Annotated in this window: 26 protein-coding genes and 1 tRNA gene; 16 read left to right on the forward strand and 11 right to left on the reverse strand. The window is 60.8% G+C overall.

Features of this window, described 5'->3' with window-relative positions; all coding sequences use genetic code 11:
- Positions 1-6 precede the first annotated feature (6 nt).
- Positions 7-1,209, forward strand: coding sequence for an ornithine--oxo-acid transaminase (gene rocD, locus ACP148_RS07835; protein WP_421950369.1), 1,203 nt, complete (start codon positions 7-9; stop codon positions 1,207-1,209).
- Between the two features lie 98 nt (positions 1,210-1,307).
- On the opposite strand, the gene ACP148_RS07840 is transcribed toward rocD, so the two are convergent.
- From ACP148_RS07840 to ACP148_RS07850, 3 genes are all read right to left on the reverse strand, one after another.
- Positions 1,308-2,237 carry a YihY/virulence factor BrkB family protein gene (locus tag ACP148_RS07840; RefSeq protein ID WP_421950370.1) on the reverse strand — a complete coding sequence of 310 codons (930 nt, stop codon included), beginning with the start codon at positions 2,235-2,237 and terminating at the stop codon, positions 1,308-1,310.
- 14 nt (positions 2,238-2,251) lie between these two features.
- Positions 2,252-2,707 carry a host attachment protein gene (locus ACP148_RS07845; RefSeq protein ID WP_421950371.1) on the reverse strand — a complete coding sequence of 152 codons (456 nt, stop codon included), beginning with the start codon at positions 2,705-2,707 and terminating at the stop codon, positions 2,252-2,254.
- A 66-nt stretch (positions 2,708-2,773) separates the two neighbouring features.
- On the reverse strand, positions 2,774-3,964 hold the full coding sequence (locus tag ACP148_RS07850) for an MFS transporter (protein ID WP_421950372.1): 1,191 nt from the start codon (positions 3,962-3,964) through the stop codon (positions 2,774-2,776).
- Positions 3,965-4,211: 247 nt separating this feature from the next.
- Between ACP148_RS07850 and gyrA the strand changes: the two genes are divergently transcribed.
- The 11 genes from gyrA to ACP148_RS07905 all read left to right on the forward strand — a co-directional run bounded on the left by gyrA (position 4,212) and on the right by ACP148_RS07905 (position 15,145).
- Positions 4,212-6,920, forward strand: coding sequence for a DNA gyrase subunit A (gyrA, locus tag ACP148_RS07855; protein WP_421950889.1), 2,709 nt, complete (start codon positions 4,212-4,214; stop codon positions 6,918-6,920).
- A 74-nt stretch (positions 6,921-6,994) separates the two neighbouring features.
- Positions 6,995-7,615 (forward strand): LysE family translocator, encoded by a 621-nt coding sequence (locus tag ACP148_RS07860; protein WP_421950373.1) that lies wholly within the window; start codon positions 6,995-6,997, stop codon positions 7,613-7,615.
- Between the two features lie 12 nt (positions 7,616-7,627).
- Positions 7,628-8,116: a pantetheine-phosphate adenylyltransferase gene (coaD, locus tag ACP148_RS07865; RefSeq protein WP_421950374.1), complete on the forward strand. Its 489-nt coding sequence runs from the start codon at positions 7,628-7,630 to the stop codon at positions 8,114-8,116.
- Complete coding sequence (locus tag ACP148_RS07870) at positions 8,116-8,730, forward strand: peptidylprolyl isomerase (protein ID WP_421950375.1); 615 nt, start codon at positions 8,116-8,118, stop codon at positions 8,728-8,730. The genes coaD and ACP148_RS07870 overlap by 1 nt, the downstream gene beginning before the upstream one ends.
- 27 nt (positions 8,731-8,757) lie before the next feature.
- A complete protein-coding gene (locus tag ACP148_RS07875; protein ID WP_421950376.1) occupies positions 8,758-9,234 on the forward strand; it encodes a peptidylprolyl isomerase in 477 nt (158 codons plus the stop codon).
- 69 nt (positions 9,235-9,303) lie between these two features.
- Entirely contained in the window at positions 9,304-10,377 is a 1,074-nt protein-coding gene (gene queA, locus ACP148_RS07880) for a tRNA preQ1(34) S-adenosylmethionine ribosyltransferase-isomerase QueA (RefSeq protein WP_421950377.1), read from the forward strand.
- Positions 10,374-11,507 (forward strand): tRNA guanosine(34) transglycosylase Tgt, encoded by a 1,134-nt coding sequence (gene tgt / locus ACP148_RS07885; protein ID WP_421950378.1) that lies wholly within the window; start codon positions 10,374-10,376, stop codon positions 11,505-11,507. Before queA ends, tgt begins: the two co-directional genes overlap by 4 nt.
- Positions 11,508-11,517: 10 nt before the next feature.
- The gene (gene pgi, locus ACP148_RS07890) at positions 11,518-13,158 is read left to right on the forward strand and encodes a glucose-6-phosphate isomerase (protein WP_421950379.1); all 1,641 of its coding nucleotides are present in this window, start codon (positions 11,518-11,520) and stop codon (positions 13,156-13,158) included.
- A 3-nt stretch (positions 13,159-13,161) separates the two neighbouring features.
- On the forward strand, positions 13,162-13,920 hold the full coding sequence (gene map / locus ACP148_RS07895; protein WP_421950380.1) for a type I methionyl aminopeptidase: 759 nt from the start codon (positions 13,162-13,164) through the stop codon (positions 13,918-13,920).
- 8 nt (positions 13,921-13,928) lie between these two features.
- A complete protein-coding gene (locus ACP148_RS07900; RefSeq protein WP_421950381.1) occupies positions 13,929-14,726 on the forward strand; it encodes a helix-turn-helix domain-containing protein in 798 nt (265 codons plus the stop codon).
- A 77-nt stretch (positions 14,727-14,803) separates the two neighbouring features.
- Positions 14,804-15,145, forward strand: coding sequence for a VOC family protein (locus ACP148_RS07905; protein ID WP_421950382.1), 342 nt, complete (start codon positions 14,804-14,806; stop codon positions 15,143-15,145).
- A gap of 74 nt (positions 15,146-15,219) precedes the next feature.
- Here the strand turns inward: ACP148_RS07905 and ACP148_RS07910 are convergent, their stop codons facing one another.
- The 5 genes from ACP148_RS07910 to motA all read right to left on the reverse strand — a co-directional run bounded on the left by ACP148_RS07910 (position 15,220) and on the right by motA (position 18,743).
- Complete coding sequence (locus tag ACP148_RS07910; RefSeq protein ID WP_421950383.1) at positions 15,220-15,750, reverse strand: hypothetical protein; 531 nt, start codon at positions 15,748-15,750, stop codon at positions 15,220-15,222.
- Positions 15,751-15,871: 121 nt separating this feature from the next.
- The gene (locus ACP148_RS07915; RefSeq protein ID WP_421950384.1) at positions 15,872-16,399 is read right to left on the reverse strand and encodes a hypothetical protein; all 528 of its coding nucleotides are present in this window, start codon (positions 16,397-16,399) and stop codon (positions 15,872-15,874) included.
- Positions 16,400-16,402: 3 nt separating this feature from the next.
- Entirely contained in the window at positions 16,403-16,852 is a 450-nt protein-coding gene (locus ACP148_RS07920) for a hypothetical protein (protein ID WP_421950385.1), read from the reverse strand.
- A gap of 106 nt (positions 16,853-16,958) precedes the next feature.
- Positions 16,959-17,855, reverse strand: a complete 897-nt coding sequence (locus ACP148_RS07925) for a flagellar motor protein MotB (protein ID WP_421950386.1) — start codon at positions 17,853-17,855, stop codon at positions 16,959-16,961.
- A 24-nt stretch (positions 17,856-17,879) separates the two neighbouring features.
- Complete coding sequence (gene motA, locus ACP148_RS07930; RefSeq protein WP_421950387.1) at positions 17,880-18,743, reverse strand: flagellar motor stator protein MotA; 864 nt, start codon at positions 18,741-18,743, stop codon at positions 17,880-17,882.
- A 269-nt stretch (positions 18,744-19,012) separates the two neighbouring features.
- Between motA and ACP148_RS07935 the strand changes: the two genes are divergently transcribed.
- On the forward strand, positions 19,013-19,309 hold the full coding sequence (locus tag ACP148_RS07935; protein ID WP_421950388.1) for a hypothetical protein: 297 nt from the start codon (positions 19,013-19,015) through the stop codon (positions 19,307-19,309).
- 130 nt (positions 19,310-19,439) lie between these two features.
- On the opposite strand, the gene ACP148_RS07940 is transcribed toward ACP148_RS07935, so the two are convergent.
- From ACP148_RS07940 to ACP148_RS07950, 3 genes are all read right to left on the reverse strand, one after another.
- Entirely contained in the window at positions 19,440-19,832 is a 393-nt protein-coding gene (locus tag ACP148_RS07940; RefSeq protein WP_421950389.1) for a hypothetical protein, read from the reverse strand.
- Between the two features lie 55 nt (positions 19,833-19,887).
- Positions 19,888-19,963 (reverse strand) — tRNA-Lys (locus tag ACP148_RS07945).
- 132 nt (positions 19,964-20,095) lie between these two features.
- Positions 20,096-20,911 carry a hypothetical protein gene (locus ACP148_RS07950; RefSeq protein ID WP_421950390.1) on the reverse strand — a complete coding sequence of 272 codons (816 nt, stop codon included), beginning with the start codon at positions 20,909-20,911 and terminating at the stop codon, positions 20,096-20,098.
- Positions 20,912-21,069: 158 nt separating this feature from the next.
- On the opposite strand from ACP148_RS07950, the gene glmU reads away from it, so the two are divergent.
- The 3 genes from glmU to ACP148_RS07965 are packed head-to-tail and all read left to right on the forward strand — an operon-like array spanning position 21,070 to position 24,894.
- Positions 21,070-22,416 carry a bifunctional UDP-N-acetylglucosamine diphosphorylase/glucosamine-1-phosphate N-acetyltransferase GlmU gene (gene glmU, locus ACP148_RS07955; protein ID WP_421950391.1) on the forward strand — a complete coding sequence of 449 codons (1,347 nt, stop codon included), beginning with the start codon at positions 21,070-21,072 and terminating at the stop codon, positions 22,414-22,416.
- A 10-nt stretch (positions 22,417-22,426) separates the two neighbouring features.
- Positions 22,427-24,253, forward strand: coding sequence for a glutamine--fructose-6-phosphate transaminase (isomerizing) (glmS, locus tag ACP148_RS07960; protein WP_421950392.1), 1,827 nt, complete (start codon positions 22,427-22,429; stop codon positions 24,251-24,253).
- 32 nt (positions 24,254-24,285) lie between these two features.
- Positions 24,286-24,894, forward strand: a complete 609-nt coding sequence (locus tag ACP148_RS07965) for a nucleotidyltransferase family protein (RefSeq protein ID WP_421950393.1) — start codon at positions 24,286-24,288, stop codon at positions 24,892-24,894.
- Positions 24,895-24,976 lie beyond the last annotated feature (82 nt).

Below are 24,976 nucleotides of genomic sequence, written 5' to 3' on the forward strand. Positions count from 1 at the left end.
GGAAAAATGGCACTGACCGAGGATCTTATCGCGCTGGAGCAGACGCTAGGCGCACACAATTACAAGCCGCTCGATGTGGCGCTGGTGCGGGGCGAGGGCGTGTTCGTCTATGATGTGGACGGCAAGCAATATCTCGACTGCCTGTCGGCCTATTCGGCGGTCAACCAGGGGCACTGCCATCCCAAAATCTTCGAAGCGATGGTCGAACAGGCAAAAAAGCTCACACTGACGTCGCGGGCCTTCCACAACGACCAACTTGCCCTGTTTTATCAGGAGATCGCGGACCTGACCGGGTCGCACAAGGTACTGCCGATGAATACCGGGGCCGAGGCAGTCGAAAGCGCCATAAAGGCCGTTCGCAAATGGGGTTATGAGGTCAAGGGAGTCGAAAAGGACAAGGCCGAGATCATCGTATGCGCCAACAATTTCCACGGTCGGACCATGGGAATCGTCGGGTTCTCTGCCGACCCCGATGCGCGCGGCGGGTTCGGGCCGTTCGCTCCGGGGTTCAAGGTCATTGCCTTTGGCGATGCAGATGCGCTGGAACGGGCGATCACGCCGAATACCGTAGGGTTTCTGGTCGAGCCGATCCAGGGGGAGGCCGGGGTTATCATTCCGCCCGAGGGCTATTTCCGGCGCGTGCGGGAGCTGTGCACCGAGAATAATGTGACGCTTATATTAGACGAAATTCAAACCGGGCTGGGCCGCACGGGAAAGCTGCTGGCCGAACAGCATGAAGGGATCGAAGCCGACGTGACCTTGCTGGGCAAGGCGCTGTCGGGCGGGTTTTACCCGGTGTCCGCCGTGCTTTCCAATTCCGAGGTGCTGGGGGTGCTCCAACCGGGACAGCATGGCTCGACCTTTGGCGGCAACCCGCTGGCCTGTGCCGTGGCGCGAGCCGCGCTTCGGGTGCTGACCGAGGAAGGCATGATTGAAAATGCCGCGGCGCTCGGGCCCTATTTCCTCGACGGGCTGGCCGGCATCAAATCGAACCATATCCGTTCGGTCAGGGGGCGAGGGCTGATGCTGGCCGTTGACCTTTATCCCGAAGCCGGCGGGGCCCGCAAATTCTGCCATACGCTCAAGGAGCATGGCATTTTGGCCAAGGACACGCATACCGACACCATCCGCATCGCGCCGCCCCTGGTAATCACCAAAAAGCAGATCGACGATGCGCTGGAGGTGTTCGACAAGGTGCTGGCCGGTTAGATCAAATCCGCTTTTCTTCGAATCGCGGATTCGATCTAAGTCCTTGTTTTGTCGCGCGTCCGAACCGCAAAACCGTTTCCACTTTTGCTGGACGCGCTCTAGGTCTCCACATTGTCGGCAACGTAGGCGCCCCGCTTCCCCATGGGGCGGTCAGGGCCGATGGTGCTGTCGACGGCGGTCCGGAGTTCGATGCCGGCGTTCAGCGCGGCCCCGAAGACGAAGATCTGCGCTGAGATAAACATCCAGAATAGCATCACCACCGCCGCGGCCAGAGAGCCGAACGTCGCTTCGAACTCGCCGAAATACTCGACGTAGAGCGAAAACAGCAGGCAGGCGACGATCCAGATCAGGGCGGCCAATGTTGCGCCGGGCCAGATCCAGCGCAATTTGGCGCCGCGGCGGTTGAGCGCGTAGCGGTAAATCAGGGCGAAAGCGACAACGGCCAGAACCAGAAGCGCCGGCCAGCGCAACAGCAGGGCAAGCTGTTCGCTGGTGCCCGGGAAGGGGGAGAAACGGGTGAATATGGGAATTGCGGCGATCAGGGTCAGGGCCACGACAAGAAAGATTGCCCCGAGGACGGTTGTGGCGAAGGCCACCAGTATCCCGACGAAAAAACCGCGATCCGATGTTTCGCCATAAGCCACCGACGTTGCGTGCAGAAGCGCATCGACGCCGCGCGAACTGCTCCAGAGAATGACGACGATCGAAATGGCCAGACCGACGCCGAACCCCGTCTGATCCTGATTCATGAAGGAATCGAGCTGGGTGGCGACGAGCGAATAGGCGATTGTGGGCATGATGTCGGAAAACCTGTCGATCTCGGCGCGCAGGGCATCATAGTCGCCGAGAATGCCGACCAGCGACACGACAATGCCTATGGCGGGAAAGATCGACAGGAAGCCGAAAAACGCGACGCCGGCGCATCGCAGGGACATATCCCGTTCGCTCATGGTCTGTACGGTATGGATTGCGACCTGCTTCCAGTCCCGCAAGGAGAGCGCAAAGGGATTGTGCGCGTGATGCCCCATATGTGCCTCCGTGCCTAACTCGCGCTGAGAATCCGTTCGATCTGATCCACCGGATGATTGGTCAGGGTTTTGGGAACTTCGCCGATGACGCGGTCGGTGACAATGGCGTGCAGTTCCTTGCGCAATTCACCGAGAACACGGGGTGCGGCGCACAGAACGATCTGCTTGTAGCGGTTTTCGTTGGCGTATTTGTAGAGCAGGTCGGCGGCGTCCTTGGCGAAACGCTCTTCGGCGAGCCGGTGCCAGTCGGTGGGCTCCATGGCGCTTTTCTGGCCCGGGCCGGCATCATTCATGCGCCCGGGCGCGTCCGTGCCCTGCTCCCGTGTGGGCGGATTGTCCTGCTCCATTTCGCGAACCACCTGAAACACCGGAGTTTTTCGCGTGCCGGTGTTTTCAAAGAACAGGGCCTTTTCGCCGTCGGCGACGAGCACCCAGACCTTGTTGTCGACGTTGAAATCCATCTGCTGCATGGTGGGCTCCTGTTCGCTTGATAGTCGAACAGGGAACGGGTCAGGGCAGCGTGGGTTCCGCGCCGCCTACTCCGCGCTGAAATTGGCGTAGCGCGCCAGGCGTGACAGGCTCAGAGTGACCAGAACCAGGGCGGCTGTTCCCATCAGAACGGGCGAGAATCCCGTATGTTCGGCGATGAAGCCGATTGCAGAGGGCGCAACCAGAATTCCCGAATAGCCCATGACCGTAACGATTGATAGTCCGATGCCCGAGGGGATGCCGGGGAGGTTTCCCGCGGCCGAAAAGGCGATGGGCACGATGTTGGAAATGCCGATACCGGCGATGGCAAAGCCCAGTATGGCCAGTTCGGGGACGGGTGCCAGGGCGGCAAGAACCATGCCTGTAAGGGCAAACCCTCCGCATATGCGGAGGGTGAGGACGGCGCCAAGGCGATGGCGGATGACATCGCCAGCAAAGCGCATGATGGCCATGGTGGCGGAAAATGCGGCAAAGCCGAGCGCTGCCAGTTCGATGCTGGCCCCATGTTCCTGCTGCAGAAACAGCGCCGACCAGTCGAGAATGGCCCCTTCGGGGATCATCGCAAACAGAGCCATGATGCCGACGAGATAGGGCAGGGGCGAACGGGGGAATTTGAGCGGTGTTGCCGCCTTGGCTTCGGGCGTCGGCTGGTCCTGGGCGAGGAGCGGGAGTGCAAAAAGCGCGGCGACGGTTGCAAGAACCGTAACGATGAGCCCGTGAGCGATTTCCCCAACCGATCCGAGCAGCACGCCGCCCAGCGCGGCGCCAAGCAATGCGCCAAGGCTCCAGAAGCCATGGCATGAGGACATGATGGCGCGCTTCATGCGCTTTTCGACGGCGACGGCATTTGTGTTCATGGCCACGTCCATGCCCCCGATAAGGCCGCCGAACACGAAAATGACCGCCGCTGTGGTGATCAGTTCCGGTGCCAGGGTAAGCAGGAACAGCATTGGCAGGAGCGCAAGGGTCGCGGGCTTGAGGACCGGAGACGAGCCGTGCCTTGCCGTGAGCGCTCCGATTACCGGCATCATGGCGATCGACCCAAGGCCGAAGGCAAGGATCAGCAGCCCCATGATGGATTCGGTTATGTCGAGCCGGGCCATGAGCACCGGAATCTTGGGCGCCCAGCTGCCGACAAGAAAACCGTTGACCAGAAACAGCGCCGAGACCGCCAGACGGTCGCCGCGCATACCGAAATACAGCGGCATCGGGCCGCGGGACGTCGCCAGATCAGACATCGAAATCCACACTCGCAAAAACGGGATTGTTGTTGCCTGTCATTCAACCCATTGTGCGATTTTCGGCAACCCCTTTTCTGTAATCGATGTCATCGATGGCGATCGGGAATAAAACTGTGCCCGGGCGGTGCCAAAGGGGCGCGGAAAACTGGCATCTGCATCCGGAATCGACTAAACCCGGTTCCAGCAGAATCAGTGCAGAACGAGCATCGTGACAGATACGCCAGAAGATGACGCGGGCAGCGTAATGCCCTCCGACATCCACCCGATCTCGATAACCGACGAGATGCGCAAATCCTACCTCGATTACGCGATGAGCGTGATTGTGAGCCGGGCGCTGCCCGACGTGCGCGACGGGCTCAAGCCCGTGCATCGTCGCATCCTTTTTTCGATGCACGAGCAGGGTTACGAATACAACAAGCCCTATCGCAAGTCGGCCCGCGTGGTCGGTGACGTGATCGGTAAATATCACCCGCATTCGGACGATGCTGTCTATATGTCCCTTGTGCGCATGGCGCAGACGTTCTCGATGCGCGTCAAGCTGATCGACGGGCAGGGGAACTTCGGTTCGGTCGACGGCGATATGCCGGCCGCCATGCGTTACACCGAAGCGCGCATGGAAAAGGTCACCGGGTCGCTGCTCGACGATCTCGACAAGGATACCGTCGATTTCCGTGACAATTACGACGCGAGCGAGCGCGAACCGACGGTTCTGCCGGCGCGGTTTCCAAACCTGCTCGTCAATGGCGGCGGCGGTATCGCCGTGGGCATGGCCACCAATATCCCCAGCCACAATCTTGGCGAGGTGATCGACGCGTGCCTGGCCATGATGGACAATGCCGACATTACCGTCGATGAGTTGATGGAAATCATCCCCGGACCGGATTTTCCGACGGCGGGCATCATCATCGGCAAGTCCGGTATACGGTCTGCCTATGAGACGGGTCGCGGTTCGGTCCTGATGCGCGGCCGGGTGACCGTCGAAGAGGTGCGCAAGGAACGCGAAGCGCTGATCGTTCACGAGATTCCCTATCAGGTGAACAAGGCGACGATGATCGAAAAGATCGCCGAGATGGTGCGCGACAAGCGCATCGAAGGCATCGCCGATATTCGCGACGAATCCGACCGGCAGGGCATGCGGGTGGTCATCGAGATCAAGCGTGATGCCGTGGCCGATGTCGTGCTCAACCAGCTCTATCGCTATTCGATGCTGCAGACCTCGTTCGGCTGCAATTTCGTGGCGCTCAATGGCGGCAAGCCGGAGCTGATGAACCTGCAGTCGATCTTGCAGGCGTTTTTGCGGTTCCGCGAAGAGGTGATAACCCGCCGCACGCGGTTCCTGCTCAACAAGGCCCGCGATCGCGCTCATGTGCTGGTGGGCCTGCTGGTGGCCGTGAATAATGTGGATGAGGTTATCCGGCTTATCCGCTCATCGCCGGACCCTGCAACGGCGCGCCAGAAGCTCTTGGAACGTGACTGGCCGGCATCCGACGTCATGGATCTGATCGGGCTGATCGACGATCCCCGTCACCAGATCAACGATGACGGCACTTTCAAGCTCTCGGACGAGCAGGCTCGCGCCATCCTGGCCCTGACACTGTCGCGGTTGACCGCGCTTGGGCGGAACGAAATCGGCGATGAGCTCAATGCGCTTGGCGAGCAGATCAAGGATTATCTCGATATCCTGCGCTCGCGCGAGCGGGTTCTGGGGATCATTCGCGACGAGCTGACCGAGATCAAGGAACAGTACGCGACGCCGCGTATGACCCAGATCGACGAATTCGCCGGCGATCTGGACGATGAAGATCTCATCGCGCGCGAGGACATGGTGGTGACCGTGTCGCATGCTGGCTACATCAAGCGCGTGCCGCTTTCGACTTATCGCGCGCAGCGCCGGGGCGGGAAGGGGCGTTCGGGCATGTCGACGCGCGACGAGGATTTCGTCGCCAGGCTGTTTGTCGCCAATACCCACACGCCGGTTCTGTTCTTCTCCTCGCGTGGCATCGTCTACAAGATGAAGGTGTGGCGTTTGCCGGTCGCTGCGCCGCAGGCGCGCGGCAAGGCGCTGATCAACATGCTGCCGCTCGAAGATGGCGAGCGCATCACCTCGATCATGCCGTTGCCCGAGGACGAAGAAAGCTGGGCAAGCCTTGATGTGATGTTCGTGACCCAATCGGGTAATGTGCGCCGCAACAAGCTCTCGGACTTCGTCGAAGTGCGCCAGAACGGCAAGATCGCCATGAAGCTCGACGAGGGCGACGGGATCGTCGGCGTCGAGACCGCTTCCGAGAGCGACGACATCCTGATCACCACGGCCAAGGGCCAGTGCATCCGGTTTGCTATAACCGATGTGCGTGTGTTCAAGGGCCGCGATTCGACGGGCGTGCGGGGGATCAATCTGGCAGAGGGCGACGAAGTTATCGCCATGTCGATCCTGCGCAATTTCCCAGCCACGGCCGACGAACGTGCGGCCTATATCAAAATGAGCCGGGCGGTGCGCGGCGAAACCGACGATGGCACGGAAGTCGACGATGAGGCATCGGGTGATGCCCCGCTCGACCAGGATCGCTATGCGCAGATGAGCGCTGCCGAGCAATTCGTTCTGACCATATCGGAAAAGGGCTTTGGCAAGCGCACCTCGTCTTTCGAATACCGGGTGACCGGTCGAGGCGGCAAAGGCATCGTCGCAATGGCGGTAAACGCCCGCAACGGCAATCTGGTCGGGTCGTTCCCGGTGGAAGAGGAAAACCAGCTCATGCTGGTGACCAATGGTGGGCAGGTGATCCGCGTGCCGGTCGATGGCATCCGCATTGTGGGACGTTCGAGCCAGGGCGTTACCATTTTCCGGACCGCCACGGACGAAAAGGTGGTCTCGGTCGAGCGCATCACCGAGCCGGAACCCGAAGAGGGCGAGGAGCCCGAGGACGGCGCAGAAGCCCCTTCGAGCGAAGATTGATTGCGCAAGGTCATGGCCCCTTGTCAGAAGCCCGGGCCATGGCTAGCTGACGGCACGTTTTCAAGGAGTGTGCCATGCCCGATATTGCCTCACTTCTCGCTTTTCTCGCCGCCTCCTTTTTCATAGCGGTCGTTCCCGGCCCGACTGTGACCGTCATTATCGCCAGCGCCTTGTCGCGCGGGACGATGGCGGGGATGGCGATCATTCTGGGCACGCAGTTGGGGCTGGTCTCGATGATCCTAGTCGTCGCGTTCGGGCTTGAGGCGGTGATGAGTCTCATGGGCTGGGCGTTTGACTGGATCAAACTGATCGGGGCGGTCTATCTTGTCTGGCTGGGCTATCGCATGCTGCGCTCGAGCGGGGAGATAGAACCTCTGGCGGCAGAACGGCACAAAAGCCTGCGCGGCTATGTCGTTCAGGGTTTTGTGGTCATCTGGTCAAATCCCAAGGCGCTGCTGATGTTTGGCGCCTTTCTGCCGCAGTTCGTGGTGGCCAATGGGGCGGCGTTGCCGCAGATCCTCGTTCTGGGTGGATTGTTCATGCTGGCGACGACGCTGAGCGACTCTGTTTATGCGGTGTTGGCTGGGCAGATGCGCCACTGGATCAATGCGGCGCGGGTGCGGCTGGTCAATCGCGTTTCGGGCGCCGTGCTGATCGGGGGCGGCATCTGGCTTGCGCTGCAGCGCCGGGCGTGACAAAAACCGGCAATGACTGAGCGTGTGGGATTTTACCCCGGATCGTTCGATCCGGTGACCAACGGCCATCTCGATGTTATCGAGCGGGCTTGCAAACTCGTGGACAAGCTGATTGTCGGCATCGGCGTGCATGCGGCCAAAAAGCCTATGCTGAGCGCTGACCAACGACGTGAACTGCTCGCCGAGACGGCCGGCGCGATCGGAACGCGCAAGGGCGTGGCCATTGAAATCGTTGAGTTCGACGGGCTGATGGTCCAGGCGGCGCAGCGTTGCGGCGCGGGCATGGTCATTCGCGGGCTGCGCGATACGACAGATTATAATTACGAAATGCAGATGGTGGGCATGAATGCTCAGATGGCACCCGATATTCAGACGGTGTTTGTGCCTTCGAGCCCCTATGTGCGCCATATTTCGGCAACTCTGGTGCGCCAGATAGCGGAGATGGGGGGCGAGATTACCCCGTTCGTTCCGCGTGCCGTGCTCAAACTCCTGGAGACATGATGGCTGATCATTCCGCCAAACCGGCCAACCGCATGGTTGGTTTCCTCGTTTTCGCCTTTGTCGCCGTGTTCGGCGCGATGGTGGCTTGGCCCTACCTGCCGTTCGGGCAGACCCCGGCGATGGCGCAGTCCGCTTCGGACGTGCCTGCGGATGCACCGATGGCGACTCTCACGCTGGAGAGCGGGGATGTGACCATCGCGCTGCGTCCCGATCTGGCGCCCGAGCATGTGGCGCGGATCACCGAACTGGCCAATTCGGGCTTTTATGACGGATTGAAATTCCATCGCGTGATCGACGGGTTCATGGCGCAGACCGGCGATCCGCAGGGCACAGGCATGGGCGGGTCGGACCTGCCCGACCTGGCGGCGGAATTTTCCAACGAATCCTTCGTAAGCGGCACGCTGGGCATGGCCCGTTCGGCCAATCCCAATTCGGCCAACTCGCAGTTTTTCATCGTGACCGCGGATTCGCCGCATCTGAACGGGCAATATACCCTGTTCGGCAATGTCATTTCGGGAATGGAGCTTGTCGACGGGCTGGAAAAAGGCCCCGCCAGCGCCAATGGTGCCGTCGCTAATCCCGACATCATGGTTTCTCTGCGCGTCGCAGAGTAGCAATAATCAAGAAAAGGAAAGCCGCTCATGGCCGATATCAAGGATCCGGAAAACACGATCGTGATGGAGACATCAAAGGGGAAGGTCGTTATCGAACTGCGCCCCGACCTGGCTCCGGGGCATGTTGACCGCATGAAAGAACTGGCCCGTGAAGGGTTTTACGACGGGATTGTGTTTCATCGCGTGATCGACGGGTTCATGGCGCAGGTTGGCTGCCCCAAGGGCAACGGCACCGGAGGATCGGACAAGCCCGATCTCAAGGCCGAATTTTCCCAGGAAAAGCACGTGCGTGGAACGGTTTCCGCGGCGCGCTCGGCCAACCCCAATTCGGCCAATTCCCAGTTCTTCATCTGCTTTGGCGAGGCGCCCTGGCTCAACGGACAGTATTCGGTGTTCGGCAAGGTGATCGAGGGCATGGACGTTGTCGACCAGCTCGAAAAGGGTGAGCCGGTTCGCAACCCCGACAAGATCGTTTCGATGAAGGTGGCCGCAGACGCCGCATAGGCTGCAAATTCCTGAAGTGTTTTGTGTACCCCGGCGCGAGCCGGGGTCACTTTTTGTGGATGACAGAAAATGAAGGTCGATCTTTTCGACTTCGATCTCCCCGACGAGCGGATCGCGCTCCATCCGGTTTCACCCCGCGACAGCGCTAAAATGCTTGTCGTTGCCAAGGGCGGTATGCTTTCGGACCGGGTGGTGACCGACCTCGAAACGATCCTGCGCGCCGGCGACGTATTGGTGGTCAACGACACGCGGGTCATCCCCGCGGAACTGCGGGGCACGCGCCATCGCGGGGAGTTTGCCGCGTCAGTGTCGTTCAACCTGCACAAGCGGGTCGACGGCAACACCTGGCTGGCCTTTGCCCGACCGGCCAAGCGGCTGAAGGCGGGGGACCGCGTGGTGTTTGGTGCCACTTCAGAGGTCTGCATGCTCGACGAACTGGCCGCGACCGTCAAAGCGGTCGAAGACGGGCAGGTGACGCTGGCATTCGATTTTTCCGATGCGGTGCTCGATGAAGCGATCAAGGCGCGCGGGGCCATGCCGCTGCCGCCCTATATCGGAGCCAAGCGAGGTATCGAGGAGCGCGACAAGACCGATTATCAGACTGTCTATGCCGAGCATGACGGCGCTGTTGCCGCACCGACCGCAGGGCTGCATTTTACGCCCGAACTGCTGGATCGGCTCGAGGAAAAGGGCATCGCAATCGAACACGTGACTCTGCATGTGGGGGCCGGGACCTTCCTGCCGATGAAGGCGGACGATACCGAGGATCACACGATGCACGCCGAATGGGGGGTGGTTTCTCCCGAAGTCGTCGAGCGCATCAACGCGGCCAAGGCGGCTGGCGGCCGGGTCGTTGCCGTGGGGACGACGAGCCTGCGATTGCTCGAGAGCGCGGCGCGCAAGACGGGCACGCTGGAGGCCTTCGCCGGCGAGACCGATATTTTCATTACGCCGGGTTTTGCGTTCCGGGTTGTCGATGTGCTGATGACAAATTTCCACCTGCCGCGCTCGACGCTGTTCATGCTGGTCTCGGCCTTTTCGGGCTTGGAGACCATGCATGGCGCCTATAAGCACGCCATCGATCACCACTATCGCTTCTATTCCTACGGCGACTCCTCGCTGCTGTTCCGGGCCGACCGATGACCGAAAATTTCCAGTTCACGCTTTCCGCCACTGACGGCATGGCGCGTCGCGGGCAGATGGATACGCCGCGTGGTGAAATCCGCACGCCGGCCTTCATGCCCGTGGGGACAGCCGGGACAGTCAAGGCCATGTATCCCGAGCAGGTTCGTGAAACTGGCGCCGATATCGTCCTGGGCAACACCTATCACCTGATGCTGCGACCTGGTGCCGAACGGGTGGAGCGGCTGGGCGGGTTGCATGAGTTCATGGACTGGCAGCGCCCGATCCTTACCGATTCCGGCGGATTTCAGGTGATGAGCCTGGCCAAGCTGCGCAAGCTTGATGAAAATGGCGTAACGTTCAAATCCCATATCGACGGGTCAACGCACAGCCTGACGCCCGAGCGGTCCATCGAAATCCAGAAGCTGCTCGATTCCGACATCATCATGCAACTCGACGAATGCGTGAGCCTGCCGGCCGAATATGACGAACTCGAGCGGGCCATGGAGCTGTCCATCCGTTGGGCCGAACGCTCAAAAAAGGCTTTCGACAACGCCAAGGGCAGGGCGTTGTTCGGGATTGTGCAGGGGGGCGACAATGCCGGGTTGCGAGCGCGTTCGGCGGCCGGGCTGATCGATATCGGGTTCGACGGATATGCCGTGGGCGGGCTGGCCGTGGGCGAGCCGCAAGAGGTGATGTTTCGGGTGCTGGACGAAACCACCCCGCAATTGCCGGCCGACAAGCCGCGCTATCTTATGGGGGTGGGCAAGCCCGACGATTTGCTGGGCGCCGTTGGGCGGGGGATCGACATGTTCGATTGCGTGCATCCGACGCGGGCCGGGCGGCACGGCCATGCCTATACGCGGTTTGGCGTGGTGAACCTGAAGAACGCCCGGCACAAGGACGACCATCGGCCGCTGGACGAAACCTCGCCAAATCCGACCGCGCGGCGCTTTTCGCGGGCCTATCTGCATCATCTCGTGCGGTGCGAGGAAATGCTCGGGGCGATGATTTTAAGCCAGATCAACCTTTCCTATTATCAGGAGTTGATGGCTGGCATGCGAAATGCGATTGAGAATGCGACTTTCGTCCAATATTGCGCAGCGGTCCGCGAAGGCTGGACCAAGGGCGACCTGCCGGCGCTAGAATAGGGGTGCATCGATGTCGAACAAGGTTCGCAAGGCCGGTTTCCAGGTTCTCAAGAAACACAAGAAGCGCCTGGCGGGCACGTCCATGCGTGAGTTGTTCGCCCATGACGACGACCGGTTCGCCAGCTATTCGGCATCGTTTGGCGACATGCTGCTCGACTATTCCAAGAACCGCATCGACAGCCAGTCCATGGCCGCCCTGTTCGATCTGGCTCGGGACACCGATGTCGAGGGGCGGCGCGACCGGATGTGGGCGGCCGAGCCCATCAACATCACCGAACACCGCTCGGTGCTTCACATGGCGCTGCGCTATGGCGGCGATGAAGCGGTGATGGTCGAGGGCGCAGACGTCATGCCGGCGGTGCGGGACGTTCTGGCGCGGATCAAGGGTTTTTCCAACGATGTGCGCGACGGGGCGATCCGTGGGGCGCTGGGCGACCAGTTTACCGACGTGATCAATATCGGCATCGGCGGGTCCGACCTGGGGCCTGCCATGGTGACGCTGGCGCTGGAGCCCTATACGCGGGCCAATCTGCGCGCCCACTACGTCTCCAATGTCGACGGCGCGCATATGCACGACACCCTCAAGGGACTCGATCCGGCGCGGACGCTGTTCATCATCGCCTCAAAGACCTTCACCACCGACGAGACGATGACCAACGCCCATACGGCCCGCAAATGGCTGGCCGACGCCCTGGGTGAACAGGCGGTCAACGACCATTTCGCCGCCGTCTCGACCAATATCGAGGGCTGTCAGGCCTTTGGTATTCGCGAGGATCGGATCTTTGGGTTCTGGGACTGGGTCGGCGGGCGGTATTCGGTCTGGTCGGCTATCGGGCTGCCGGTGGCGATTGCCGTGGGGTACGACAATTTCGAGGCGTTTCTGCGCGGCGCCTACGAAATGGATCAGCATTTCCTGACGACCCCGCTGGAAGAAAATCTTCCGATGATCATGGGGCTGCTTGGTGTGTGGTATCGCAATGCCTGGGGGTTCGCGACCCATGCGGTATTGCCGTACGACCAGCGGCTTTCGCGCTTTCCGGCGTATCTGCAGCAGCAGGACATGGAGTCGAATGGAAAGTCCGTGACGCTGGGCGGCAAATCCACGCCCTGGGAAACCGGGCCGGTCATCTGGGGTGAGCCGGGGACCAATGGGCAGCACGCCTTCTACCAGCTGATCCATCAGGGGACTTCGGTCGTCCCTTGCGATTTTCTCGTGGCTGCCAATCCGCACGAGGAATTGCCGCCGCATCACGCCAAGCTGGTGGCCAATTGTTTCGCGCAATCGGAAGCGCTGATGCTGGGCAAGAGCGCCGAAGAAGTCACCAACGAGCTCAAGGGCACCGGGCTTTCCAAGGCCGAGATCAAGGCCCTGACGCCGCACAAGGTCTTTCCCGGCAACAGGCCATCCAACACCATTCTGTATTCCCGTCTCGATCCCGCAACGCTGGGCAAGTTGGTGGCGCTCTACGAGCACAAGGTTTTCGTCCAGGGCACGATCTGGAATGTCAATTCCTACGACCAGTGGGGCGTGGAACTGGGCAAGCAACTGGCCAAGGCTTTGCTGGCCAAAGTGGAGGGCGCCGAGCCGGCGGAGAGCCATGACAGCTCGACCCGCGGGTTGCTCGAACATTTCCACGCGCTGAAAGGCTAAGCGATGACCATTACGTCGGAGGAAGAACTAGAGCGGCTCAAGGTGATCGGCCGCATCTGCGCGATTGCGCGCGATACGATGGCAATGGCGCTTGAGCCGGGCATGACGACCAAGGAACTCGACGATATCGGGCGCAAGGTGCTCGACGATCATGGCGCGCGCTCGGCGCCCGAGGTAACCTATCAGTTTCCCGGCGCGACGTGCATTTCGGTCAATGAAGAGGTCGCGCACGGCATTCCGGGGAACCGAGTCATAAAGGCTGGTGATCTGGTCAATATCGATGTATCGGCGGAGAAAGACGGGATTTTCGCGGATACAGGGGCGTCCTACATCGTGCCGCCGGGCTCAGTGCGGCGGCTGGAGAAGCTTTGCAGTGACGGCAAAAAGGCGATGTGGGCGGGCATTCGCGCGGTCAGGGCCGGGGGGCGGATCGCCGATATCGGAGATGCCATCGGCAAGTTTGCCGGCACCAATGGCTATACGCTGATCCGCAATCTCGCCAGCCATGGCATCGGCCACGGGCTGCATGACGAGCCTGGGGAAATTCCCACCTGGCCCGACCGGGCCGAGCGGCGCCGCATCGAGGACGGGCTGGTTTTTACCGTCGAACCATTCCTGTCGATGGGTGGGCAGATGGCAGAGGAAAAATCCCTGGATGACCCATGGACGCTGGTGAGCGTGCCTTCGGCGCCGTGCGTGCAATATGAGCACACCATCGTTGCCACGCGGCGTGGGGCGGTTGTCGTAACGCTGGCTGCCTGATAGCGGCCATGCGGTACCAAACGTTTCCGCCACCCGCCGAACTTGCCGATATCGTCGAGCATTTCTGGGCGGTTGAAAATCCGGTCGCACTGGATCGGCACCGTGAAATTCTGGTTCCCAATGGGCGCCCGACATTGCTTGTCTGCCTCGGGCAGGCCGGTGTGCGTCTGGCGCCGGATGCGCTACCGCTCGACAATGCCAGCAACATCGCAGGACCGTTGACGCGCCCGATCGTGCTCGAGCAAAGCGGAGTTTCGAGTTATGCGGCGGCGCAACTCCATCCCTGGGGGCTGTCCGCCTTTTCGAGCGGGACGTTGGTCGATGCGATCCTGCCGATGGATAAGTTTGTCGGATCTGCAGAGGTTTCGCGGCTGTCGACTTCTTGCCGCGAGGCTCCGTTTGGGCCATCCCGTGTGGCGCCCATTGCCGATTTGCTGATGGGGCTGCGAAAACCGCTCGCTTTAAGGCGCATTCGCGAGGCTGTCGAAATCGTCGATGCGGAGGGCGGGCAAATCGACGTTGGCGATCTGACCGGGGCCATGGGGATCGGCTATGATGCGCTTTACAGGCTGTTCAAGGCCATGACCGGGCTATCGCCCAAACAGTACATCGGCATCATTCGTCATTATCATTTCACTGGCGTTTTGCTGAAGGGCGAATTCGGGTCGTTGGCCCTGCTGGCCAATATGGAAGGATATTACGATCAGGCGCATGCCGCCAAGGAATTCAAACGCTTTACCGGCGTCGGGCAGGCCGAATTCAAACGACGGCTCAATGGCATAGCGCAGCTGATGCATAAAAAATGACGGCTGCCAGATTTATACAATACGGTTGCGCCGCCCCGCTCTAGGCTTTGTTCATTGTCCAACAAAGGAGCTGCAACATGGCGCGTCTGGTTCATTTCGAAATTACGGGAAAAGACCCCGGAAAACTTGCGCAATTTTACGCCAAGGCGCTTGAGGTCCATGCCGACCCGTCGCCTTTCCTAAAGGGATATCACATGCTTGTCGGCGAAGGGCCGCTCGGCGCGGTGATGGATCGGACCTACAGGGAGCAGGTGGCGATCGTTTGGTTCGAGGTCGAAAATCTCGACGCCGCGGTTACAAGGATAATCGCCGAAGGCGGAACCGTCGCGGGAGATCAAAACACCATACCGGGCGAAGGGCTGGTTCAATATGTCGCCGACCCGGAGGGTACGATCTTCGGGCTCAAGCAACCGCTGTAGCGCCCAGGGCATTTTCGCTTGTCCTGGGATCGTGAGAGTTCTTGAGATTCTTGTTTTGCCGCGTATCCCGGCAGTCAAAGACCACCAAGCCCGCTCGAGATACGTTCGGCGCGAATCTCGTCGATGTTTTCGGCGATATGGGTCTGTAGCTGCCGCAATCCGGCAAGGACATCGATCCGGGAGGTTGAGCAGTCGGCGTCGGGCGCGTAGCCGTTCGGCGTCGACTGGTCCCATTCGATAACGGCATCTATGGTTTCCAGGAGCAGATCGAGATTGCCGAAGGCATAGAAGTTGATTTCAGACCCGATGACATCGCTTAGCGCGCTGAAAAGGGCCGGGTCGCCATCGGGCGGAAGGTCGGGATTGCAGGCGAGGTGAGTGCGGTAGCGCAGCTGGCCGGCGTAGAACCAGAAGACGGCTTCGTCCCTGTCTCCGCGATCGTACAGCCGTGAGGCGAGGACGTAATAGCCCGAGGGATGGGCGTTGGGCACCTCGGCCCTGAGCTGGTGGACCGGCATGGCGTTAAAATCCTGCGCGAATGCAGGGACCGTCGAGATCAGGAAGAATAGGGCAAAGGGGGAGAGGGCGCGGTAGAGTGCGGCCATGGTGGTGCTCCTTGAACTGGAGCCATTGGCCACCTGCAATGCGACGCAAGTTTGTCAGCGGATCGGGCTGCGTCAGCATGCGGCGATGTGTTGTGGCAAAGCCACGCATGGGACCGGCCCGCTAAGGCAGATGGACCAGCATCAGCGGGGCGGCGATCAGCAGCACCAGGATGGTGGCGATGCGAAAGACCCAGGAGGAGCGCAGCCAGGCGGGTGAGAGCAGCGAGACCGCGAAGACGACAACTGGCGGGATGAGGGCGGCCTGAACAAAATCGAGCCGCAGGAAATTTTCGTAGCCCGCGAGGCGGAGCAGCACCCAATAGCCGGCGACAAAGCCCGCCAAAGCCGCCATGAGCATGAGCAGCACGTCGGCGAAAATGGCGATCATCTTGTCGAGATAGGCGCTCGAAAACACCAGGACGATGGCTGTCGCGACAAGAAAGGCGGCGGTCAGCGCCACCGGCAGGCGCAAATCGGAGAGGATCGAAACAGTATCGTGCGGACGATAGGCGGTGAGCGCCAGGCCGCCGGGGACTGTAAAGGGCAGGGCGGAGAGACCCCAGATCACGCCGAGCAGAGCCAGCCCGCTCAGGGCGAAAAAGGCGGCAGTGACGGCGATTGCCTTGAGCCTGTTTGAAACAGGGTTCATGGCCTATTCGGTTCCTTCCACGAACACTGAATAGGCGGTGTAGCAATATGCGGCGTCGCAATTGACCAGATCGAGTTCAAGGGCAATGCGGCCATCGTCCTCGGAGACAAAGGACACGATTGGGTAGTAGTCCTCAAGCCGATCTTCGCCAAGCAGCTTGCCCGCGCCGTTGTAGATGCCGAGATCGAGGTCGATGCAATCCTCGTCGCAGTCACCCATGATTTCGATGGCGGTGTTGGCAGGAACGTCGAGCTCTATGCGGGTTGTACCCCCTTCATTGAGGCGCACCACGCCAAAGGAATCGAGATAAAAGCCCGGCTTGGTGTACTCGATGTTTTCGAGCACCTGTTCGTAAAGGCGCGAGATATGAACGTTCTGGCCCAGGGCAGGAAGTGCGGCTAACGACAGGCCGGCAGCGCAAAGCGCTGCGATAAAAGACTTCGTCAATAACATGGAATAGGCGTCCCTCGTCCTGTTCAGGCCCCGTCCCCTTTCGGGATGGATTCAGCAATAATGGGCCGCCGCGACAACGGCAAGACCAAGAGCGCCACAATAGCGGTCAGGGTGCCATGTTGAGCGGGATCGGGGAGGGTTCATTGATGACGGTGATCCTGATCCGTTCATTGGCCGCAAGATAGGGATCGTTGGCAAAGAACGGTTCGCTGGTCGCCCGGCCCACGACAGAGTAAATGTGCTCATCGGACAGGCCGAATTCGCCCAAAAGCGCGCGCACGGTGTTGGCCCGATCGGCGGAAAGTTCCCACGCGCCGTAGGATTGGTCGGAATAGATCACGCCAGCGGCGGTGTGACCGGAGATGCGAACCTGATTGGGAAGGCGCTGGAGAGTTGGCGCTACAGCGGCAATGGCCCCGCGCATCCATTCATAGGGATATTTCGATCCCTCCTGGAACATGGGACGACCACGCTGCTCGACGATCTGAATGTCGAGCCCGTTCTCGGTAACCTCGACGATCAGATTGTCGGAAATCTCCGTGATGTCGGGCAGCGCTTCCCAAGCCTGCCGGATGCTGGCGGCGGCGCTGTGGAACATTTGCGGATCGGACGCGGAAAGATCGAACGCCGAGTCTTTTTCGGCTGCATCGCCTTCGCGCACATTGCCAGCGGCCGGATCGGTCGATGCGTAGTTTTCAACGCCGATGCTTGCGATGCCATTGGCCTCGATATTGGAGGTAAGCGAGCCCTGATCGTCCATCGCGCGGCCGGCCATCGCACCGCCCGAGCCCGAGGTGCTTTCGCTGATGTTGGGCGGCGCGAAATAGTTGGCGAGCCCCTCTTTTTGCTCCGGCGTGGTCATATTGATGAGCCAGAGAAGCAAAAAGAACGCCATCATGGCCGTCACGAAATCGGCGTACGCGATTTTCCAGGCACCGCCATGATGGGCGTGTCCAGCCTTCTTGACCTTCTTGACGATGATCGAGCCCTGCTGACGGGACATGACGAGTGCTCCGGAGAAAAAGTGTTAGATGGCGGCCTTGAGATCGGACGTGGCGCGATCGACTTCTGCGAAGGTGGGACGATCTTCCGACATGACAGCCTTGCGCGCGAATTCGATGGCGATGACCGGCGGGTAACCGGAGACGTGAGCGAGCAGGCCCGCCTTCATCGACAGGAAGTATTTCGATTCCGCCTCATTGGTATTGCGCAACGCCTGGGCCATGGGGCCGAAAAACCCATAGGCGCAGAAAACGCCCAGGAACGTGCCGACGAGAGCGCCGCCGATGAGATGGCCGAGGACTTCGGGCGGCTCGGAAATCGCGCCCATGGTTTTGATGACGCCCAGCACCGCAGCCACGATACCCAGGGCGGGCGTGGCGTCGGCCAGAGACTGGACGGCACTCACCACACGCTCTGCTTCCTGATGGTGGGTTTCCAATTCCTCGTCCATCAGCGACTCAAGCTCGTGAACCGCATAAGTACCCAGCGTGATCATACGCAGGTAGTCGCACATGAATTCCACAGCGTGATGGTTCTTGGCAAAGGTCGGGAAACGCGAGAACAGGTCGGACTGCTCGGGATTTTCAATGTGCTGTTCGAGCGCAAGCAGCCCTTTTGACTGGACCAGCTTGAAAATCGAAAACTGCAGCCCCAGCAATTCCACATAGGACTGCTTGTTGTAGCGAGGTCCTTTGAACAGTGAGCCGAACACCCCAAGGCTCTGCTTGAGAATGGCTTTCGGGTTGCCAATGATGAAGGCGCCGATGGCGGCACCCAAAATGATAACGGCTTCAAAGGGTTGCCATAGGACTTCCAAATGGCCGCCCATGGCGGCATAGCCCCCAAGAACCGAGACAAAAACGATTACGGCTCCGGCAATCAATCGCATGCGTTCTGCACTCCCGCGGTATCGGCACCATTCTGCACCGCACACCCTCTATACCGGCGCAAGGTTACTGAACTCTAAGTCCATGGCGATAAGAGCAATTTGGCGCGCGCGCAGATCGAGGTGACTGCCCGCCCTCAAATTGCCCAGCGATTTCCACGGTTCGGACCTATTGCCGCCTTGCTGCCGAGTAGCCTGCTCACAGTCTCGTGAACGACGGGACACGGGCCGCATGCTCCGAATGCGGCTTAAACCGAAAACGGAGAATACAGATGAAAAAGACCATTTTTGCTATTGCTTCTGTCGTTGGCCTTTCGATCTCGGGGGCTGCTCTCGCACAGGATCTCGATTTCGCAACGGTGGACGCCGACGCCAGCGGCGGCGTGAGCTTCGAAGAACTGCAGGTCGCCCTGCCTGACATCACCGAGGAAGAATTCGCTTCCTACGACCTCGATGCCAGCGGCGAACTTTCAGAGGACGAGCTGGCCGCAGTGGCTGGTGCGGACGCCGGAGCCGACGCGATGAGCGTTGAGGGTGACGTGGACGCCGAGGCGCCCGTCGCACAGTAACGAACCCCTCCAAGGTTTCGTCAAAGGGCCGCTTCTCCGAAAGGAGAGGCGGCCTTTGTGCGAGCAAACGGTGGGCGCGGCCCCGGACCGGACAGGAGGCTTTCGCTGTCAGGCCGAGGACGGTAACCTTCTATCGCCTGGGGCGGAGGGAAACCACGTTGGATGCTGGTTTGGTGGCTCTTGCCAGCTCCGCAATGCGCCACTGGGTCAGCAAGAAAAGCTGATCGAGCTGATGATCGTAGCCCGCGCTCTGCTGGAGCTGTTTCTGCATTTCCGCAAGACGCCAACCGGCGTCGAGCAGCGTGTCTCGCTTGGGACTCTGGCTCATCGTACGCAATACCGATTCGATTTGGCCTGAGACGTTCTTCTCGTGATCGATGCGCTTCCTGCGCACCGGACTTTGGGAGGGGGAGGCGGTCACTCGGCTTGGGGGCTCGCTGGCCCGCCTCCCATCGGTCTTTGCACCGATGCGCTCAGAGTACGGCAGGGCAACTGTCGCAAACAAGCAGAGTTTTTTGCTCAAAATTGATTGGCGCCCAGACAGGCCCGCGACAATTCGCGCGATAATCTGGTGAAATTGGTAGGCTCGCCGGGGCTCGAACCCGGGACAACTCGATTAAAAGTCGAGTGCTCTACCAGCTGAGCTACGAGCCCTTACCGAAGCGGTCTGTATCGACCGGCTGGAGACGCGCGGAACATAGTGCCTGCCCCGGCCGAGTCAACCCGTTTATTGACCGGCCGCCCAGCTGATGGCAGCGGGCATGGCCCGACGGAAGACTACTGGTCCTAAAGGGGCAGGGGGGCGCCCGCATAGGGAGCGGGTTCGCAAGGCAGATCGAGCCGTTCAATTCGGGCACACAGAGCCTGCGCGGACGAGAGGCCGGGAAGGGGGCCAAGAACGATCCGGCTCTGATCGGAGCCTTCGGACGCCGCCGCGAGAGGCGATGTGCCGAGCAAAAGCATGCCGGCGGTTTCGGTTATTTCGGCATAGAGCGCGGCAGATTCGGCAAGCGGAACACTGCGGCCAATTGCAACGCCCTGAAGGGCCAGATCAACGACCGGAGCGGCGGCCGGGACGGCCGGCGCCGGGGGTGCAAGGGGCGGCGGCATGGGTTGATCGGCGGTCGGCCGCGGGGCCGCGCCATCAAACAGCGGGCTATAACGCACGACCATTGTGCCGCCGTCGAACTCATAGATTTCTTCTGCGGCTTCAGAAATCGACGCGGTGAGCAGCGAACGGTCGATGTCGCTTGAAAGCGGCAGGGATTCGATCAGAAGGGGGAGGCTTTTTTCGAGGGCGCCCAGACGCCGGATCGCCTCGCCGCTATCGTCATCGAGAAGGTTGAAGCGGGCCACCAGGGCCCGATATTCACCCATTATCCGGTTTCTGTCTTCGGCCAGTTCGGACAGCTGGCTGCGCATCTGATAATAGTTGGCGCCGTCCCGATAGGGCGTATGCAGGCCGCCCAGAACCTGGGAAGGCAGCAGCGCGGAGAGGTTGACCGCGGCGACGGCGAGCGCGCCACACACAAGCGCGGCGATGGCCCAGGGGGCGACATCGGCGTGATCGGCTGGCAAGGAGAACCGTTTGGGCTTTTGCACCTAAATATGTCCCGCTTCCTGGGCGAATCAGATCAAAGCTGACTTTAGGCATGCAAATGTAAACGGAGCGGTTACACCGGTCTGTTAGGGGTTCTGCCAACACCGTGCTGCCATAAAGGTGCGCAAGAGGGGCGGCAGGTAAAGGCTGGGGAAGTTTCATGACCGATCTTATGGCAATCGTTCTGGCGGCGGGCGAGGGAACGCGGATGAAATCCGCTCACCCCAAGGTGCTCCATAAAGTTGGCGGACGGCCGATTGCCGGACATGTCCTTGCGGCGGCGCGAGAAGCGGGCGCGCAGAAAATCGCCATGATCACCGGCCCGGGACACGAGGCTGTGCGCAAGGCGATGACCGGGATTGACCCCGACGTTACGTTTTTCGAGCAGGCCGAGCGCAAGGGCACGGCCCATGCAGCGGCCATGGCGCGGCCGGCTTTTGCGGGAGCCAAGGGCTATGTCGCGGTAGTGTATGGCGATCATCCGCTGCTGCGCGGCGCGGATTTTTCGCGGGTCACCGAACGGCTCGATGCCGGGCTCGATGTGGCGATCCTGGGGTTCGAACCTAAGGACCCGACCGGGTATGGGCGGTTTATCACCGATGGCGAAAGGCTGCTGGCTATTCGCGAACACAAGGACGCCAGCGAGAGCGAGCGGCAGATCGGGCTCTGCAACGCATGCATTCTGGCATTCCGCGCCGAAGTGTTCGCTTCGCTGATCGACAAGGTGGGCACCGATAACGCGCAGGGCGAATATTATCTCACGGACCTTGTGGAGTTGGCCAATGCCGCGGGGCACAAGGTGGGCTATGCAGTGGCGCCCGAAGACAATGTCATGGGCGTCAACGACCGCGCGCAGCTGGCGCGGGCCGAGGCCGTGTTCCAGGACTTGCGACGAGAGGATTTCATGGCGGCGGGCGTAACGCTGCACGATCCGGCCAGCGTTTATTTCTCGTTCGATACCGAGATCGCGGCAGATGTCGAGATCGAGCCCAATGTGGTTTTCGGGCCGGGGGTGAAAATTGAGAGCGGCGCGGTGATCCACGCGTTTTCCCATATCGAGGGCGCGCATATCGGGCCAAAAGCTAATGTGGGGCCCTTCGCACGGCTACGGCCGGGAGCGGAACTGGGCGAAGGGGCCAAGGTGGGCAATTTCGTCGAGGTTAAGAACGCCGATATCGGGCAGGGGGCCAAGGTTAGCCATCTGACCTATATCGGAGACGCAGATATCGGGGCGGGCGCCAATATCGGCGCGGGAACCGTGACATGCAATTATGACGGGTACAACAAGGCCAAGACCGTGATTGGCGAGCATGCCTTTATCGGGTCCAATTCGGCGCTGGTGGCGCCGGTGGAGATCGGGGATGGCGCCTATGTTGCCTCGGGGTCGGTGATTACAGAGCCGGTTCCGGCGGATGCACTGGGGATCGGACGGTCACGGCAGGTCAACAAGCCCGGCTATGGCAAGGCGCTGAACGCGCGGTTCAAGGCCATCAAGGAACAAAAGTAAGGGGCGCGGCATGTGTGGCATCGTTGGAATCATCGGGGTCGAGCCGGTTGCCGACCGACTCGTGGACGCGCTGCGGCGGCTTGAATATCGCGGCTATGACAGCGCCGGGATTGCGACCCTGACCGGCGAAGGGCTCGACAGGCGGCGGGCCGAGGGCAAGCTCAACAATCTCGCCGGGAAACTGGCTGCTGAGCCCCTCGAGGGAATCATCGGGATCGGGCATACGCGCTGGGCGACCCATGGCGGCGCGACCGAGAGCAACGCACATCCGCATCTGGCGGGCAAGGTCGCCGTGGTTCACAACGGGATCATCGAGAACTTCAAGGAGTTGCTCGAAGATCTTGCCAGGGACGGATATTCTCCCAGGAGCGAGACCGATACGGAGTCGGTGGCGCTGTGGGTGACGCGGGAAATCGAGCGGGGGGCGACGCCGCGAGAGGCTGTAGCAAACACGCTGGCTAAGCTGCGGGGCACGTTCGGGCTGGTCTTCATGTTCGCGGGAGAGGACAAGCTGTTGATTGCGGCGCGGCAGGGATCGCCGCTCGCGGTCGGTCATGGCACCAACGAGATGTATCTGGGGTCGGATGCGTTCGCGCTGGCGCCGTTCACCAACCAGATAACCTATCTCGAAGAGGGCGATTGGGCGGTGATTACGCCGGGCAAGGTCGAGATTTTCGACTTTGACGGCAATGTGGTCGAGCGGGCACTGCAGGTGTCTTCCGCATCGGCGGCGCTGGCCGACAAGGGCAATCATCGTCATTTCATGGCCAAGGAGATTTACGAACAGCCCGAAACCGTGTCGCACACACTGGCGCATTATCTCGATCTGGCGGGCGAGACTGTAAAGCTGCGCGAAGAGTTGCCTTTCGATTTCGCGAAGTTGTCACGGCTGACGATCACGGCGTGCGGAACTGCTTTTTACGCCGGATTGGTGGCCAAGTACTGGTTCGAGCGTTATGCGCGGCTGCCGGTGGACGTCGATGTGGCTTCGGAGTTCCGCTATCGCGAGCCGCCATTGCATGCGGACGGGCTGACGCTGGTGATTTCGCAATCGGGTGAGACGGCCGATACGCTGGCGGCGCTACGCTACGCCGCGAATGAGGGCCAGCACATCGCGGCGCTGGTCAATGTGCAGGAATCGACGATTGCGCGGGAAAGCCATGTGATTTTCCCCACCCTGTGCGGGCCGGAAATTGCGGTCGCTTCAACCAAGGCGACAACGGCGCAGCTATCGATCCTTGCGAGCCTGGCGATTGCCGCGGGGCAGGCGCGTGGGGTGCTGAGCCCTTCGGATGCGCATGCACTGGTGCGGGCATTGATCGAATTGCCACGCAACATCTCGGAAATGCTGCGATCTGAGGGCCGTATCGAGGATATCTCGCGCAACCTTTCAAGAGCCAACGACGTGCTGTATCTGGGTCGCGGGCAGCTTTATCCCATAGCGCTGGAGGGTGCGCTCAAGCTCAAGGAAATCTCCTACATCCATGCCGAGGGATATGCCGCGGGCGAACTCAAGCACGGGCCGATTGCGCTGGTGAACGAGGAGATGCCGGTGATCGTGGTGGCGCCGTCCGACGAGTTGATGGAAAAGACGCTGTCGAACATGCACGAGGTCGCGGCGCGCGGCGGCAAGATCATCCTGATTACCGATGCCGAAGGCAAGGCAGAGGCTGGCGACGGCATAAACGACATCATCGAGATGCCGCGCGTTCACCCGTTCGTTGCTCCGATCCTGGCGGCGGTGCCGGTGCAGCTTCTGGCCTATCACACGGCAGTGTTTATGGGGACCGACGTCGACCAGCCGAGAAATCTGGCGAAATCGGTAACTGTGGAGTAGGGCGGGCACGTCGACTCCCTTAGGCTTTCAGCATGACGGATCATTTGCGATATGCTGGAGCCTCTCCAGGCGACCAACAGGCCGCGCTGAAGGCGCTGGTGCGTGCCAATGGCGGGCTGACAGGCGTTCTGCAGGTCTTGCGGGCGACGGCGCTGCCGCAGGCATTGGTCGGTGGCGGAGCTGTATACCAGACAGTCTGGAACGCACTGACGGGGCGACCGACCTGGTATGGCGTCAAGGATATCGACGTCATCTATTTCGACGATGCCGACCTCAGTTACGAGGCTGAAGACGCAGTCATAAAGCGGGTCGGCGGCCTGCTGCTGGGTGCGCCGGTGCCCGTCGAAATCCGCAATCAGGCACGCGTGCATCTGTGGTTCGGCGCGAAATTCGGGTTCGATGTGCCGCCCTTGAAATCATCGGCCGAAGCGCTGACGCGCTACGCATCGCGGACGCATGCGGTTGCCGTCGCCCTCGATGAGCATGGCGATGTCGAGATCGACGCGCCGTTCGGGCTCGAGGATCTGTTTGCATTCCGCGTGACACCGAACCGATTGGGCAGGAGCCGGCAGGCACACAATGAGAAGGGCGAGAGGATCAAGACCGTCTGGCCAGAGGTGGATTTCGTGCCGTGGTCGTAAATTTTGGGGCAGCCGGGCGGACCGCGTTGGAGCAGCGAATGTCGAGATCGTTGATTCGCATAATATATATTATGGAACTTTT

Origin of the sequence: Pelagibacterium sp., from assembly GCF_965249125.1 — a bacterium.
In the GTDB taxonomy this organism is placed as follows: Bacteria; Pseudomonadota; Alphaproteobacteria; order Rhizobiales; family Devosiaceae; genus Pelagibacterium.